This is a genomic window from Microbulbifer maximicatervae (SeqCode) (genome assembly GCF_052467065.1).
Genome location: NZ_CP174299.1, coordinates 4,153,541 through 4,170,181, shown reverse-complemented (window position 1 = coordinate 4,170,181; position 16,641 = coordinate 4,153,541). Strand labels below are relative to the sequence as shown.

Sequence of the window (16,641 nt, the reverse complement as noted above, 5' to 3'; positions counted from 1 at the left end):
TTCTATAAGGAAATACCCATGTCCCTTCACCGCTCACCACGCTGGATTGCGGTCATTCTTCTTTGTCTTATTGCTATGGCTTGCTCACAAGAAAAGTCAGAGAAGAAACTCGCTGACACCCCCAAGCTTGCGGAAGGCGGGAGCGTTGAAGAGGGTAACAACCAGGCACAAGCTCTCAGCCCCACTGAGAAAGTGCATAAAAAAGAAGCGGCCTCTTCTAGTGAAGCAATCTCGAAAGCTGATGAAGCCCAGCGCACTTCTGAAAGAAATTCTACTGATCTGACAGAGAATGATGCTACCCCTTCACAAGTCACAGTCAATGCCAGCACTCAAATCTCCGGGGATCACTTCCTAAAGGTCCTCCACATTGGGGAGCGGACATTTAAAGATGCAAGGGCCATCGCAGTTATCTTTTCTGAACCTTTGCTGGGCAATGCCCATTTTGGCTCCTACTTGAATCTATCCCGTGACGATGGCGAGCGTGTAGATGGTGGTTGGGTTCTCTCCGATAACCAGAAAATTCTCTATTTTCCTCATATTGAACCAGATACTCGCTATAAACTCACCGTGCTCCCGGGTCTGCCCGGCGAAAACGGCTTGGAGTTACAGGAAGAGAAACAGGAGAGGATTCGCACCCGACGGATTGAGCCCAGTATCAGCTTTGCCAGCAATGGAAGTATTTTTCCCACGACGGTAACTCCCGGCCTACCTGTTACTGCAGTCAGTGTTGAGGCTGCACAGATTCACTTCCATAGAGTGAAACCTGAGCATTATTCCGAGTTCTTCAGGCTGATCAAAAGCCAGTCACTAAAATACTACTATCGCTTAAAGTCCCTCAATCAAGTGGCCGATTTTGTCTATAGTGCCCAGTTCGATCTCACCAAGGAGAAATACGTCCAGCGAGATTTCGACCTCTCTATCGGGCATATAAAGCCCCTGCAACAACCAGGAATCTATGTCGCAGTTATGCAGCCGGCAGGCGTGTATGACACTAACCTCTATGATGTCACCCACTTCTCCATCTCCAACTTAGGCCTTCATGCGAGGTACTATCCAAACAGTGTTGACCTCTATGTTTTATCTCTGGATGAAGGGCAGGCTCTTAAGGGCATTGAGGTTGAGCTGCTCAACAACAAAGGGGAGCTAATCCAGCAATACACAACCGACCAAGACGGCCAGGTGCGCTTTGCTCTGACGCAGGAACAGGAAGACTCACAGCGCTTCTTCATCGCAAGAGATCCTGATACCGGTCACTTCTCCATACTCGACCTGCGTGAACCTGCATTGGACCTTTCGGATTTTCAGTTGGGCCAGCGCCCTTCGAGACCGATGGAGTTTTTCATGTATGGCCCGCGAGATCTGTATCGCCCCAATGAATCGATCCAGGTGAGCGGGCTGCTGCGCAATTATGATGGTCGCTATATCAAAGACCTGCCGATCAAGGCAGAACTCATAAAGCCGGACAATACCAGCGCGCGCGCATTCACATGGCACGCCAGCGCGCCCGGATACTACGAAAAGCTTATTCCACTTCCACAAAATGCACCTACCGGTGACTGGCGCCTGGATGTTGAGCTAGCCGATGGGCGCAAAGTGAAATATCCATTTAAGGTAGAAGAATTCTTGCCAGAGCGAATGAAGCTGGTTTTGCAAGACGGTGAAGAGCGCAGTCTGGTAGAGGGCCATAAAGAATCTTTCGAACTTCAAGTAGAAGGTAGTTATCTCTATGGTGCGCCAGCGGCAAAGAACCGCCTGGAAACTCTGGTGCAAATTAGCCACTATCGCGAGCCCTTCCCCCAGTGGAAAGGGTTCGTATTTGGGAACACTAATGAATCTTTGCCCACGCGACAGTTTCATGCCCCAACGATTGAGCTCAATGAGGAAGGGTTGAGCAATCTGACCTTGCGCTCCCGTTGGAAACGAGCAAAGAGCCCGCTGAAAATCAACTTGGTTTCCAGCCTGTTCGAATCCGGCGGCCGCCCGGTAACTCGCCAACATCCAGTCCTGGTATGGCCCACACACCCGGTGGTAGGTATTCGCCCAAATTTTGGAGAGGAAAACCCATCGGCCAACAGCAGGCCTGAATTTGAAATAGTGGTTGCCGACGCACAGGGCGAGCCTGTTATCGGACGGGATCTCAAAGCGGTGTTAATTTCCGAAGACCGCCAGTACTTTTGGGAGTACTCTTCAAATCGGGGCTGGCACTATGAATACTCAAGTGCTGAATTTGAAACTTTCAGTCGCCAGCTCCAATTCACCGAAGAGCAACCACTGAAGCTCACAGTCCCAGTGGAACATGGCCACTACCGCTTAGAGGTCACTGATACCAATACGGGAGCAACCAGCAGCTTACGCTTCCACGCCGGCCGGGACTGGTATTACTGGTGGCGTAAGGATCAAGTAGCCAAAGGCCAGGCTGCGCGTCCGGATACCGTGGCCCTATCACTGGATAAACCTAGGTACTCTTCTGGAGATCTGGCGCAACTCACCATAGTACCGCCCGCTGACGGAGAGGCGTTGGTGTTGGTGGAGAGCGACCAACTATTGTGGTCCAAACGACTACCTGTAGAAAAGTCGGGCACCAATATCGAAATCCCAATCTCTCCTGAGTGGGATCGCCACGACACCTATATTTCTGTTACTGCTCTGCGCCCTGCGGACAAGAATGAGCGTATCGCCCCCAATCGCGCTTTTGGTCTCGCCCACTTGCCCCTGAATCGCGATCCCCGGCGCCTGCCCATTTCACTCGAAGCGCCCACGAATGCCCTGCCCGGCTCGGAAATTGAAGTTACCATTTCTACTGACGAAAATTCTATCGAACAAAACGGAAGCAAAGCCTGGGCCACCCTTGCCGCCGTCGATGTCGGCGTACTCAATATCACCCACTTCAAAACCCCGGATCCCTTCGAGGCCTTTTTTGGCCAGCGCCGTTATGGTGTGGATGTAAGGGATATTTATCATCGCATTATTGAATCCAACAGTGGCAAACTGGTGGAGCAACGTTTTGGCGGCGATGCGGAACTGGCCCGAGGTGGCGACGAGCCCAACTCCGATGTTCAAATAGTATCTTTATTCTCAGGACCCGTTGAATTTGATACTCAGGGCCAAGCAAAGGTCGCGCTGCAACTACCGGAGTTTAACGGACGGCTGCGCTTGATGGCGGTGTCTTTCAGCAAAGACCGATTCGGTAGCACCGACGGAGAAGTAACAGTCGCCTCACCGGTTGTCACCCAAGCCGCCTTGCCTCGCTTTATGGCCCCTGGTGATAGCAGCACACTGGCCCTTGACCTCAACAACTTAAGTGGCCGCTCCCAAAAACTCACTGTAAATATGCAATCAGTGGGCGCGGTAGATTTGGAAAAGGGTGAGCGGATGCTGGAACTGGCGGATGGTGAACGCAAAACTTTACGCTTCCCTATCACCGCCAAAGATGCCACCGGAGATGCGGAGTTCAAACTGGTCGTGCAGGGTGCCGTCGATAAAGATGGAAATAATATCGATATCGAACAGCAGTGGCGCCTGGGCGTGCGCCCCGCTTGGCCGGCAACCACACGCAACCAGCGCAGACTCCTGTCCCAGGGCGAGAGCTTCAGTGCCGATAGCAGCTTTCTGGATTCTCTAATGCCTGGAACTGTTCAAACCCTGGTATCCCTGGACAGCCGACCGCAACTGCAGTTACAGGATCACCTATCCAACCTGCTGCAATACCCCTACGGCTGCCTGGAACAAACTTCCAGCCGGACCTTCCCGCTAGTCATGGCAACGCCGCAGCGACAGCAAAAACTGGGCCTTGAACCTCTGGATGAGAATGAGCGGGCCGAGCGTATCGACGCAGGTATTGAACGCATTTTCAGCATGCAAAAAGGGAACGGCAGCTTTGGCCTATGGAGTTCCGAGTCTTCCGAAAGCCAGTGGCTAACCGCCTATGTAGTCGATCTTCTATTGCGGGCCCGGGACCAGGGAATCGTATTTGACGATAACCGCCTGGAATCCGCACTCAAGCGCCTGCAGGATTACGCCCGTGAGCGCGGTACTTTCTATCAGCAACGCTATAGCTATAGTCCCGATTTCTATGCTTATGCCTCAAGAGCTTACGCTGCCTATGTGCTCTCACGAGTACAGAAAGTGTCTCTCGGGCAACTGCGTACCCTTTATGAAAGCGGCTCTAACCTGACCCAATCTCCCTTGCCAAATCTGCATATGGCAATCGCTTTGCACACCATGGGCGATGCCACCCTGGCCCAGCAGGCCCTACAAAAAGCGCTTGAAGTCGAGCGCAAACGCCGCAGCTACTATGGCGATTATGGGTCAGACCTACGGGATACGGCCCAAATGATCTCCCTGCTCCTAGAGCACAATTTCGCAGGTGATAAAACGGAATCCCTGGTGTTCGAGCTGGCCGATCTTCTCCACGGTCGCCAATACCTCAGCACCCAGGAGCGCAATAGTGTGTTTATGGCTGGAGCACAGTTGCAACTCAATAGCAGTGCAAACTGGTCTGCGACTTTGGCCAGTATTGATGGCTTGCGCGAGCTCAATAGCGATAATCCGCACAGCGCATTATTCCGCGGGCGCGAAGCCGCCAGCGCACTTGAAGTAACTGCACAGATAGAAAAACTCTATGCAGCAATTACCATCAATGGTTACAGCAAGAAGTCACCTGAGGCGGAGATGGATAAAGGTGTCAGAATTAAACGCAGCTACCACAATTTGGATGGCACGGAAGTCATTCCCAATCAAGTTCGTGAGGGCGAGCTTTACCTGGTACGCTTGCAAATTGACGCGGACCAACGCCTGCCCGACCTACTTGCAGTAGACCTATTGCCCGCAGGTTTTGAGCTGGAGAATCAAAACCTGGCCGACAGTGTCAAAGTGGATGAACTCGAGTTCGATGGCAAAAGTATCGCTCAATGGCAGGACACCCAGGACAATATCCAACACACTGAATATCGCGATGACCGCTTTGTAGCGGCACTGGATCAGCTGAGATACAAAACCACCAATCTCTTCTATATCGCCCGCGCAGTAACCCCCGGCAACTATCAGGTGCCCCCACCCTACGTAGAGGATATGTACAAACCGGAACGCTTCGCTATCGGTGAAAATCCCCTAACGCAAATGCGGGTAATCGGTAAACAGTGAAGCTGTTGGCCACTATCCAGAGAGCCTGGCAAAGCAGCAGTCGCAGAGTTCGCGCACTGCTGCTTGCGCCCGCCGCCCTCACAGCGGTACTGCTACTGCTCGACTTTGCTTTCCCTCCACCTCTTCCCGAAACTCAAGATTTTGCACGGGTCGTTGCAGATCGTTACGGCAAACCACTACGCTTCTTTGCCGACAGTCGCGGAGTTTGGAGATACCCAATATCTCGGGAAAATGTATCACCGCGCTTTATCGAAGCTCTTCTCACCTACGAAGACCGACACTTCTATCGGCACCCCGGAGTAAATCCGCTAGCCCTATTGCGAGCTTCAGTCCAATACCTTCGCAATGGACGAGTCGTTTCCGGCGGTTCCACTCTCACCATGCAGGTAGCGCGACTACTGGACCCACACCGCAAAACTCTGCCGGGCAAAACCAAGCAGATATTTCGTGCATTGCAATTGGAGTGGCACTTCAGCAAGAATGAAATTCTCGATCTGTACCTGAACCTCGCACCTTACGGCGGCAATATTGAAGGAGTGGAAGCAGCCAGCCGCCTATACCTGCGTAAATCAGCCTCCAACCTTACCCATGCGGAAGCTGCACTGCTAGCTGTACTCCCTCAGGCTCCGAGCCGCCTGCGGCCAGATCGGCATCCTCTAAAGGCACAAAAAGCACGGGACAAAGTTCTGGATAGGCTGCAGTCATTTACCGTCTGGAGCGCAGAGGATGTTGAGCGCGCTCAACTTGAGCAAGTCTATGCGGAACGCTTGGAATTCCCACAAAACGCCCCTCACCTAGCCCGCAGACTGGTAAATACCATCAGCGATCAAGAAGTTATTCGCACCACAATCGACGGCAACATACAGCGCGGATTGGAAGATTTTCTGCGCGATCATATGGATAGCTATCCAGCCAAAACATCTGCAGCTGTTGTAGTTTTGGAGAATTCCGATTTATCCGTGCGTGCCTACGTGGGAGCTTCTCATTTTGGTAACGGACGCCGCTATGGCTACGTGGATATGGCCAGGGCTGTGCGCTCACCGGGCTCTACGCTCAAGCCCTTTTTGTACGGACTTGCCATTGATGAGGACCTGATCCACAGCGCCTCCCTGCTCAGCGATGCGCCCCGCATCTACGGCGATTACCGCCCTGAAAATTTCCATCGAGGCTTCGCCGGCCCTGTCACCGCCACTGCCGCCCTTCAGAAATCTCTCAATGTTCCTGCAGTTCAGCTACTGGAACATTACGGCCCCGGTCGATTGGCCGCAGCCCTGGAAAATGCCGGACTAGCACTAGAGTTTCCCAGTGGCGGTAGACCCAACTTGGCCATGATTTTGGGGGGCGTAGGTGCTCGTCTTGACCAGCTGGCAGGCATTTATGCCGCACTGGCACGGGGAGGCCAAACTGCAGCTCCCCGCTATTTACCCGAGGAGCCGGTACGTGAAAGGCATCTGATGTCTTCTGAGGCGGCTTGGATTACATTTGAAATGCTCGCTTCCAATCGCGGAGGTTCCCGTCGTTGGCGCAATTTGGTGCGACAAAACAAGGCAGATATCGCCTGGAAAACAGGCACCAGCTACGGCTATCGGGATGCCTGGGCGATTGGCGTAACTCCGGGCTACACCGTCGGCATTTGGGTAGGCCGACCGGATGGCACTCCCCTACCCGGTTACTATGGCTCCATTAGTGCCACACCTCTGTTGAACGCAGTTATCGCCGCATTACCAGACAACAAACAACAGCACCTGAAAAAGCCAGACTCAGTAACTCAAGAGACTATTTGTTGGCCGCTTGGGGGCCAGAAGACGCTCACACAAACCAGCCACTGCCATCTGCAACACAACGCCTGGTTAATCCAAGGGCGCACACCCAGAACACTATCGCCGCAAGGTGAGCCTCTGCGGGCAGCACAAACCTTTAGTTTCTTTGCAAACCGGCAAGGTATGCGGGTAAAGCCCAGTTGTATGGATTCTACTACTGAAAGGCATAGCCTAGCCCTTTGGCCGAAAGAACTGGAATCCTGGCTACCTGCAAGCCAAACCTGGGCCCAACAAATTCCTCCGACGGCTCCCGAGTGTTACACCCCAACTGCAACAACAGGGACTCCACTAAAGATTATCGGAGCTGGAGATGGTAACCAGTATCGACCTACCGGCAAAAATGCCCCACTTCCGCGCTTAACTCTAAGCGCGATTGGCGGACAGGGAAAGCGCTATTGGTTCCTAAACGGTGAACCCAAGGGCGAAACCCTCGGAAACGAGAACCTGGCACTACTTCCGGGAAGTGGTAAGCACCAAATTGCTGTACTGGATGCTAGCGGGAATGTCGATCGGATTGAGATTTTTGTAGGAAGCGACAACTGATTTTCATAAAGCAGAAGACTGCCATGTCGTTTCTCTCACAGAATATATCCCTTAGTGTCACCCTATCGGCAATCGAGTGTCAGCACTGGCGTGGAACATCGTAGTTCGGGTTTAATTTTAGTAACTCCGCAACTTACCCAAAATAGGGAAGACGCAAATGCACAGTATACCTTAAACACAGTATATCTTTCCGTCTTCTCCAGCAATATCACTTACACGCTTCTACTTTCCCCAGATTAAAAGCCTCCCCGATCTTAATCCAAACAGGCAGGTTCTGCTGTTACATGAGTATTGCCAATCCAGGTATTACTTCCACTACAGGTTGGATCGGTAGGATCACGTAAATCAAATGCAGAATTATCAAGCGATGTATTCCCTACCACCACATTATTCTCATTATTGAATCCAGCGATATTGATACCGGCTGTATCAGGTGAGCCATTTGTCCCATTTTCCATTACTATGTTTTGTATTATAGAAGTACTTGATACATCCACATTGAGTTCAATCCCATTACTCGCACTGCCGGTAACAAAGTTCTGAATAACTGTTGTATTACTTTCATTAATATCAATTCCGTTATCACCATCAGTACTGCCGACAATAGTATTTAGCTGAATCAGTGTAAACACACCATTTACTGTAATCCCCTGATCGCCGGCTGATTCAATATAATTATTGATAATTTGGTTTCGATCGCCTCTAACATCTATACCATCATCATTGCCAGTATCAATAATTTGATTCCCAACAATATTATTGGAGTCACTATCAATAACAATCCCCTCTCGTGGAGAGTTTAAGATCATAATTCCATCTATGGTATGAAATCCATCTCCCTCCAGGTTTAAACCATCTGGACAGTCGGTTATCGTCCCACCATAAACGGCACCAGATAATCCATTAACTAAAATTCCAGCGATACCTTCTAGATTTGGGTTATCACAAATAATTTCCCCGCCCTCTGCCATCGTAAGGCTTCCACCGGGTCCAGTTACTGTTACCGCATAGGGATTCGCCAGACTCAGTTCACAATTCAGCGTTTCCGACAGGGTTTCAGCTGTTGTTATTACATCACCACAATCAACAGCCATAACTAGTGGTGATGAAAATAAAGTAGCACTTGTGACGAAAGCTGTGACTAACTTGTGGTAACAGGTGTTCATAGCAGGTCCCTCTCATTGATATAAGAAAATTGTAGGCATAAGCCACACTTCACGTTTCCAATATCAATGAAAAGAACTCATTCTGAGCCTAAGGGAGCTTTCATTATGTTGCTCTATCTCATATCTATTATTTGAAGTAGGCAAACATAACGAAACTTTGATAACGCCAGCAAATAGACACTGTAATTGCCTTTACAATTTACACAATTAATCCTTGAGACCTACTAAAAGAGCCTCAATAGCGTTTCACCCCTATTTCTCATCACCTTAAAAGCTATTCTCGAACAGGACGTCATTTATCGACAGCTGTCCACCACGCCCATTCGCAACTTTTGCCGCTTTTCCAATCACTATCATCATCCCGATCAAATAACCTTCGGGCAAATTGATCAGCTCAGCGACTCTCTCTGGGTCAAACCCAACCATTGCACCTGTGTCATATCCCATCGACTTTGCCGCTAACATCATGGTTTGTGCTGCCAATCCGCAGCTTCGAATAGCCTCGTCCCGCTGTAGTTGCTGCTTACCCTTGTAGAACTCAGTTAGCATTGGCACTAACACATCCCGGGCCTCTTTCGGCGCATCGGCCCAGTACCGCTCCGGCCGATCGCTCCAGGCATTAATATCTGCACAAAGTATGACCAACTCAGAAGCATCTTCTACTTGCTGCTGCCCCCAGGCTGCATCTTTAAGCTGGCTGCGGAGGGAAATGTCAGTGATGCGCAGAAAGCGCCAATGCTGGATATTGTAAGAAGTCGGCGACAACATAGTCGCCTGGACCAGACGGGTGAAGTCCTCGGCAGGCATCTCTGCGGTGACATCGAAATGCTTAACCGAGCGGCGGGATTCAACAGCTTTAAACAATTCCATAAGTTTCTCTCTGACTATCGTTCGTTGATTGAATGTCGATGAGAAGAAGCTTATTGGGTTTCCTTATCGCTGATAATGGGGCTCGGCGGAGACTTACTGTTGACGGAAGGTTAACAGTTTACTGATCCCAGTAAGGTGTATCGCCGCCAAAATACTCTATTGCAAAGTCTATAAAGGCGCGGACTTTGGCTGGCATAAACTTCCGCTCAGGGAAAACCGCGTAGATAGACTTGGCAGGCATCTGGTACTCCTCAAATAGAGGAATTAGCTTTCCAGCCTCAATGTCTGGTCCTGCCACGAAGGTGGGTAAGCGGCCTATCCCTACTCCTTGGAGAAGAGCTTCCCTCAGTGCCTCACTATTATTTACCTGGTAGTTACCCTTCACCTCGATGGTATGTAAGTGATTGTCTTTGATAAAACCCCACTCTTTCACATCCCTGGAATAAGTAAAAATCAGGCAATTATGGGCGCTCAACTGCTCCAGTTCTGTGGGCTCTCCGAATTCCTTCAAGTAGGAAGGTGACGCACAGAGTACACTTTTCAGAGGTGCAAGTTTGCGGGCAATCAGGCTGGTATCGGGAAGGTCACCTCCGCGAATAGCGATATCAAAGCCCTCCCCCACTAAATCGACAACTTTATCGTCCAGTATCATGTCGATACTAATCTCGGGGTAACGCTTCATAAATACGGGAATTAAGGGAGCCAGATGCAATCTACCAAAGGACATAGGAGCATTGATCCGCAAGCGCCCCCGAGGCTCCCCCTGTAGCTGCAAAACTGCGTCTTGTGCATCTTTGGCTGATTTATAAGCAATGCGTGCGTGCTCATAAAAATGCTCCCCAGCCTCCGTCAGGCTCAACTTTCGCGTAGTTCTGTGCAAAAGCTTCACCCCAAGCCGCAGCTCCAACTGGGTAACCCGCTTGCTTACCGCTGATTTTGAGATGCCAAGTAACTTTGCCGCCGGGGAAAAGCCACCGGTTTCTGCCACAGTCACAAATATTGGAATCGCTGCAATTGTCTCCATAAGCGACTGTTTCCTTCTCCTCAACAGTGAGTGTCTATAATGCTGGATTATCAGTTTACCAGAAACGACATACACTTATCTCTCGCTAATAGAGGGAAGAAGCATGAGTGAGCTTACCAGGGGCATAACCCCATCAACTACAAGCCCCAACACCTCGCTCTGGTGGGTTCACTGCCTGATGATACTTTGTACACTACTGGTTGCAGGATCATTTCCTATTGGGGAGTTAATCGCCGATTCACTCCCGGCGGATTCCATGATGTTGATTCGATTCTTAATTGCGGCGGGACTATTTGCACCCTTCATATTTTTAAAGCACGGGATTCAGCTTCCAGAGCCCAAAAAACTACTGGGGTATGCACTACTCAGTATCCCATTGGTTGTCTTTTTCTGGTGTATGTTTGAAGCACTCAAATACACCACCGCAGTGAATACCGGCGCTCTTTTTACAACCGTCCCGGCGATGACTGCCATCTTTACTTTGATCATCAATGGCGAGCGAAGCAGCACCCGAAAAGTTATCGGCCTAACCCTTGGGACTCTGGGTGCAGCCTGGATTGTATTCAAGGGGAGTATCTCAACAGCGATAGCGCTAGACCTAAACAAAGGGGATTGGATATTCACCCTAGGTGCTATATCACTCAGTTTATATAACCCGCTTATCAAGAAGGTTCACTCAGGGGAGCCTACAGAGGTCATGACGTTCTGGGTTATTCTATTTGGCGCGCTCTGGTTACTATTGCTCTCTTTTCCAAACTTGAACCAGATAGAATGGCGAAATATACCCACCGAGACTTACGGCGGGCTATTCTATTTAGCCTTATTCTCAACTTTAATTAGTTTTTTCCTGCTGCAATTCAGCACATTAAGGATCGGGGCAACCAAAGTTGCGGCGTATAGCTTCTTGAATCCGATATTTGTACTTATAGTGGCCATAGTATTGGAAATGGCAAACTTTAATATCAGCTTTATACCTGGAATAGTATTGGTTTTTGCAGCCATGCTATTTATCCAGGCAGAAAAACCTAAAAATTAATATCCTTGAACAGCTTCTAAGAGATGGAATCGTACTGCTATCAACAAGTGCAATATTTCTAGTCGACAGACTTTTCTATCTCATAAATTGCATCAGAAATATCCTCCAACTTAGAGGACACTATTACCTGAGCATCATGTAAACCCTGATTATAAAAGCCGGCCCCCATCTCCTTTGCAAGGAAATCAATAAAGAACTCCGCTTCAAAACCGCCAATTTCCAGCTCAAATTCTTTAGACAAATAACCCCTAACCTTTTCGATTAGCTCTAACTTCCGTCTTTCTTCCAACTGTATTTCAGACATACCGCCACCCCCAATAGAGAAAGTGTGCAAGTATGACACAGATGCAGCAGTCTTAGCCCCAGACTTCTTACCGAACCACCATATGGTGGTATCTGAGGCGGCATCTAATACCAAAACTTTGCCGGCTATTTACTGCGACAATATTTAATCCACTATTTTAATTTTTGATGTCCCATACTCACTGATAATATCTCCGTAAGTATCAGCGCTCGGGCCATTTTTAGATCTCACGGTATCATAGAGTCGCCAGCGGCCGGTAAATTGATCACTCTCAAATTTACTAATTAAGTAACCCGCCTTATTCCCCTTACGAAACTTCATATGAGGGTTTTTCTTTAGCGTAGTCTCAGTGCTCCGGTTGTCTGCAATTTCGTACCATATAGCACCACCATCTCCACGAGTGAGGGAGGGAGCCGTTATTTCAATCGCGACATTATCTCTACCTGCATTGTAATCATCAGCAAAAGGATCTAAAGCTAGCCCTGAGGCCATTGCTTTATGTAATCCCCCGGATAAAACCACAATATTATCTTCAAGCTCACTAAACAGATTCAACAACCATTTATGGGATTGGGGGTATCCTCTCCAGGCGCTCGGTGAATAATTATTCCACCATTCAAAAACCGGCGCTCCAGAACAGACAATTCGCCAACGCGCATTAGACTGCTTTATAGTCTGCTCAAACCAAGCAGCCTGTTCCTGACCAATAATACTCCGGCCAATGTAATCAAGCTCTGCAAATATAGGTTGGCGCTTCTCAAGGTTATCTGGCATATCATTGATTGGCTCATCCCGATCATAGAAGCACATGTCCAGGAAAAAGATATCGGCCATATCACCATAAGGTATAGAGCGCCATACGCGCCGCGGTGCAATGTAACGGATTGGCATCCAAAGGAAAAAAGTTTCCATAGCAGCCTCCATCACTTCCTCGAAGTCTGCCCCATTGATTTCCGGGCCTTCTCTCCAGACACCATTTCTCAGGTCGCCATCATCCCAAATCACCATCCAGGTGTGCATTTGATGAGCTTGCTGTAGAAATGTATCCCTTCTGATTTCAGAATATCTTGCTCGGTAACTCTCCCGATCAAACTTAAAGTCAGAGTGCTCAAACTTACGGTAGTCACCAGAATTTGAGGATGCATAGGAGTAATCCCCGAGGTGGATAACGGCATCTATATTATGTTCCCGCTCCACCATATCCCGGTAACCCACAAACTCTCCATGCTCAAAGTGTGAGCAGGAAGTGACCACAAACTTAAGAAAAGAAGCTTCCTCACCAGAGGCTGGAGCTAGCTTTATACGACCTACAGAAGAGACCTGATCCCTGTACTTAAATCGATAGACATAATCTCTACCATAATTTAACTCTGTAACATCCAGCTTAACCGTAAAATCTTTTGACTCATCCGTTTGTAGATACCCGGATGAAACAACCTGACTAAATGCCTCATCTAGTGCCACTTCCCAATAGACAAGAGGGAAAACCTCCTCAGTGGTTACCCTTGTCCAAATAATAACCGAATTGGCTGTTGGGTCTCCGGAGGCTACGCCATGTGTAAAGTGGCTGGAGGTACTGGCGAGTCCATCATATTCATACTCGGGTACATCGCTACTGGCCCTCAGTGATGGGGCCATAGCACTAACGGTTAACAACCCACCCCATTTTAAAAGCGTTCGTCTATCAAATTTGTTCATTGTAAGCAGCCTTGCCTTTGCAACGGTATAAATGTTGACGCGCAAGTGAAGCAAACGGTGATGACAAACAGGTTAAAGCTAGACTCCCTTTAAAACGCGAGCCCCTATTTCATTGGAAATCTAATATACCCATGCAAGTATTTACACTCACAGCTGCCTCCAAATAGCTTACAACGCATATTTTGGGGTAATTTCAGCAACAGATTATTTATTGCTCTAGATAGCTCACAATATTATTTTTTTTCAAAACAGCTGAATTAATTACATCATTAGATCTGCGACATCATGTAATTAGTATATTGGTAAGCGAGAGGTTCATAAGGCAATAAAAAAGCCGGACTGCACAATACAGTCCGGCTTTTTTCATACTCGCTTAGTAAAAACTACTTAGAAGTTGTAGTTAAAGCGCACACCGTAGCTCATTGGGGTAGAGAATGGACCGGATACGAGGCCATCACTTCCATCTGCGTAGTACGGAACTACTTCATCAGTAAGGTTGTTACCAAAGGCTTCAACATTCCACTGATCATCCGGACTTACATACTTCACGGAAGCATTTACCATCCAGAAAGAATCGCGGCTGTCATCAAAAGCAGAAGTATCATCTGCTGGGAAGTCATGCTTATCAACATTCCAGTAGGTTAGATAAGACTCATCTTCCCAGTGAATACCGACAAACGGAATAATTGCTCCACCATGAGCCAGCTCAAAGGTGTGGTCGTAATTGATAGTGAAGCTAAACTCTGGAGATACTGGCAACTCATTACCTTTCAAGTTGCGGTAGAGCTCTTCATTGCTATTGTCATGTGCAGCAGCCCAATCATCAAGTTCGAATAGCGCCTGATTGTTAAAGTTCCAACGATTCACAAAGTCGGAGGTAATTTCGGTTTGCATCCAGGTTGCAAATCCACTGACTCGACCATTCGGATAAGGTGCCCAATCAAACTCAAACTCTAACCCCTTGATTTCCGCACGAGCAGCATTCTTAGTTCGATATATTACCGCAGGCTCCGAAACAATATCCCCTGTAAGTACACCCTCGTCATCCACCTCTCGTACTAAGAATGTATATGCAGTATCCGGTGCAGCCAATTGCATATCTTTGTACTTGGAAAAGAAGAATGTACCAGCAAGGTTCAAGCGGCCATCAAGAAATGTACCTTTGGCACCTAGCTCCCAGGTTACAACCGTTTCTTCATCATAGTTAGTGTCATAAGTGGCAGCTACAACACGATTACCATCTTCATCAAGGATATAATCAGCAGTATCAGGGTCTTGTTCATACTCATAAATAACATCACCTAAGCCGCCAGATTTAAAGCCCGTTGCTAGATAAGAGTAAAGCATTACATCATCAGTCAGGTCGTAGTCCAGGCCGATACGATAATCCACATTGCTCCAAGTCTTACTCGTGTCATTGTAGGTTACTACGCTGTATATCGAGCTGTCTGCAAAGTAATCAGTAGACAAATCGTTAAAGAGGGCCTGACTATATGCTGGAAAACAACCGTACTCTCCCGTTGTGTCCGTATCGATAGACCAGTCACGGATGCAGCTTAAGTTATTACCACCCTCATCACTCTTTTTATCTTCGGTATAGCGACCACCAAGCGTCAGGTGCAAAGTATCGGTGAGACTGTAAGTCCCCTGTGCAAAAATTGCGCTAGCTTCTACAGTCCTTTCTGGCTGATCCCAAAAAGTTGAATTATCCAGTGAGGCCAGGAAGTAACCATTTAAATCAGTAGTCTCATGTAAATAGAACAAGCCTGTAATCCACTGAAGAGGGCCGTCATCAGTAGATTGAAGCTGAAGCTCATGGGAGTATGAGACATTTTCTGCATCTGTAATGCTCATGCTCATATCCCAAGTATTTCGACCCGCATCAATATCAATTAAGTTACTGCGATTCTGTACCGCGTAGCCCGCGTTATAAACAAAAGCCATGCTATCGCTAAAGTCCCAACGAAAGTTGGAGCGGAACGAGTCCATGCTGAGGTCAAGTTCACCAGGGACGTTGACAGCAACGGTGTATTCATCGGCCCCAGAACCATAATAAGTTTCGCAATTTACGCCATCTGTTCGCTGCTCAGCTTTTTCACAGTCGATGGTGTTAATACCGCCGGCACTGCTGTCTTGGAAATGTTCAACCACTGCATACCAGGAAATATCTTCAGTTGGTTCCCACAGGGCACCAATACGTACGGCTTGCTGATCAACATTCCCGTAGAAGTCATCTGCATCAGCCCTTACCAGGGAAACATCCTCAGATGCCCACCAGTTTCCATTTTGGGTGAAAGTACGATCTGCATCATCAGAAAGCGTGGTTGCCCCGAGACTATCTGCACTAACATAACGGTTGTCATATTGGTTAGCGTCGTAATAACCAGTCAGATAGGAATCCCGAGTCTCATCCATAAAGGATGCGCGAAGTGCGAAGGTGTCAGAAACCGGGATATTGATAACACCCTTAACCAGCTCTTGATTCCAGCGGCCAAGTTCAACACCGACAGAACCTTCAAATTCGTCAATTACCGGTCTTTTGGAGATAACGTTGATGGCACCTACTGTGGAGTTGCGTCCATACAGGGTACCCTGCGGCCCACGCATGGCTTCAACCCTTTCGGAGTCAAACATCATTGCCATTGCGGACTGAGGACGTGCAGAGTAAATACCGTCAAAGTGCAAGCCTACCGCCGGATCGCCAAGTTCACTAGTATTTGTAGAGCGCACGCCGCGCATAGAAATTACTGGGGAGGACTGGGAAGCATCGTAGCCAATATCCACGTTGGGGATAGTGTTGCCCAGATCTTTTACATTCTTAATACCCTGGCGATCGAGCTCTTCTTGCGTAAATGCACTGATCGCTACGGGGGTGTCCATCAAATTGGTTTCGCGTTTGGTTGCGGTAACCGTTACTTCTTCCAGCGCCCAATCGTCATCCTGTTGGCTATCTTCCTGAGCCCAAGCCGACACTACCGCGACATTTGCCATTGCAATTGCAAAGGTAAGTGGTTTTTTAATTCTCATTGATGTCTCTC

9 protein-coding genes are annotated in these 16,641 nt (G+C 48.5%); 3 read left to right on the top strand and 6 right to left on the bottom strand.

Annotation, left to right across the window (positions count from 1 at the left end):
• Positions 1 to 18: 18 nt before the first annotated feature.
• Positions 19 to 5,142 carry an alpha-2-macroglobulin family protein gene (locus tag ACJJI1_RS18410; RefSeq protein WP_444957552.1) on the top strand — a complete coding sequence of 1,708 codons (5,124 nt, stop codon included), beginning with the start codon at positions 19 to 21 and terminating at the stop codon, positions 5,140 to 5,142.
• A complete protein-coding gene (gene pbpC / locus ACJJI1_RS18405) occupies positions 5,139 to 7,505 on the top strand; it encodes a penicillin-binding protein 1C (protein WP_444957551.1) in 2,367 nt (788 codons plus the stop codon). The genes ACJJI1_RS18410 and pbpC overlap by 4 nt, the downstream gene beginning before the upstream one ends.
• A 254-nt stretch (positions 7,506 to 7,759) precedes the next feature.
• Here the strand turns inward: pbpC and ACJJI1_RS18400 are convergent, their stop codons facing one another.
• From ACJJI1_RS18400 to ACJJI1_RS18390, 3 genes are all read right to left on the bottom strand, one after another.
• Entirely contained in the window at positions 7,760 to 8,671 is a 912-nt protein-coding gene (locus tag ACJJI1_RS18400) for a right-handed parallel beta-helix repeat-containing protein (RefSeq protein ID WP_444957550.1), read from the bottom strand.
• A gap of 267 nt (positions 8,672 to 8,938) precedes the next feature.
• Positions 8,939 to 9,541 (bottom strand): nitroreductase family protein, encoded by a 603-nt coding sequence (locus tag ACJJI1_RS18395; RefSeq protein WP_413665647.1) that lies wholly within the window; start codon positions 9,539 to 9,541, stop codon positions 8,939 to 8,941.
• Positions 9,542 to 9,659: 118 nt separating this feature from the next.
• Positions 9,660 to 10,565: a LysR family transcriptional regulator gene (locus ACJJI1_RS18390; RefSeq protein ID WP_444957549.1), complete on the bottom strand. Its 906-nt coding sequence runs from the start codon at positions 10,563 to 10,565 to the stop codon at positions 9,660 to 9,662.
• A 103-nt stretch (positions 10,566 to 10,668) separates the two neighbouring features.
• Between ACJJI1_RS18390 and ACJJI1_RS18385 the strand changes: the two genes are divergently transcribed.
• Positions 10,669 to 11,601, top strand: a complete 933-nt coding sequence (locus tag ACJJI1_RS18385; RefSeq protein ID WP_444957548.1) for a DMT family transporter — start codon at positions 10,669 to 10,671, stop codon at positions 11,599 to 11,601.
• A gap of 58 nt (positions 11,602 to 11,659) precedes the next feature.
• On the opposite strand, the gene ACJJI1_RS18380 is transcribed toward ACJJI1_RS18385, so the two are convergent.
• The 3 genes from ACJJI1_RS18380 to ACJJI1_RS18370 form a co-directional block, all read right to left on the bottom strand.
• Positions 11,660 to 11,905: a DUF2164 domain-containing protein gene (locus ACJJI1_RS18380; RefSeq protein WP_444905385.1), complete on the bottom strand. Its 246-nt coding sequence runs from the start codon at positions 11,903 to 11,905 to the stop codon at positions 11,660 to 11,662.
• A 144-nt stretch (positions 11,906 to 12,049) separates the two neighbouring features.
• Positions 12,050 to 13,603: an alkaline phosphatase D family protein gene (locus ACJJI1_RS18375; RefSeq protein WP_444957547.1), complete on the bottom strand. Its 1,554-nt coding sequence runs from the start codon at positions 13,601 to 13,603 to the stop codon at positions 12,050 to 12,052.
• 387 nt (positions 13,604 to 13,990) lie between these two features.
• Positions 13,991 to 16,630: a TonB-dependent receptor gene (locus ACJJI1_RS18370; protein WP_444957546.1), complete on the bottom strand. Its 2,640-nt coding sequence runs from the start codon at positions 16,628 to 16,630 to the stop codon at positions 13,991 to 13,993.
• Positions 16,631 to 16,641: the final 11 nt, after the last annotated feature.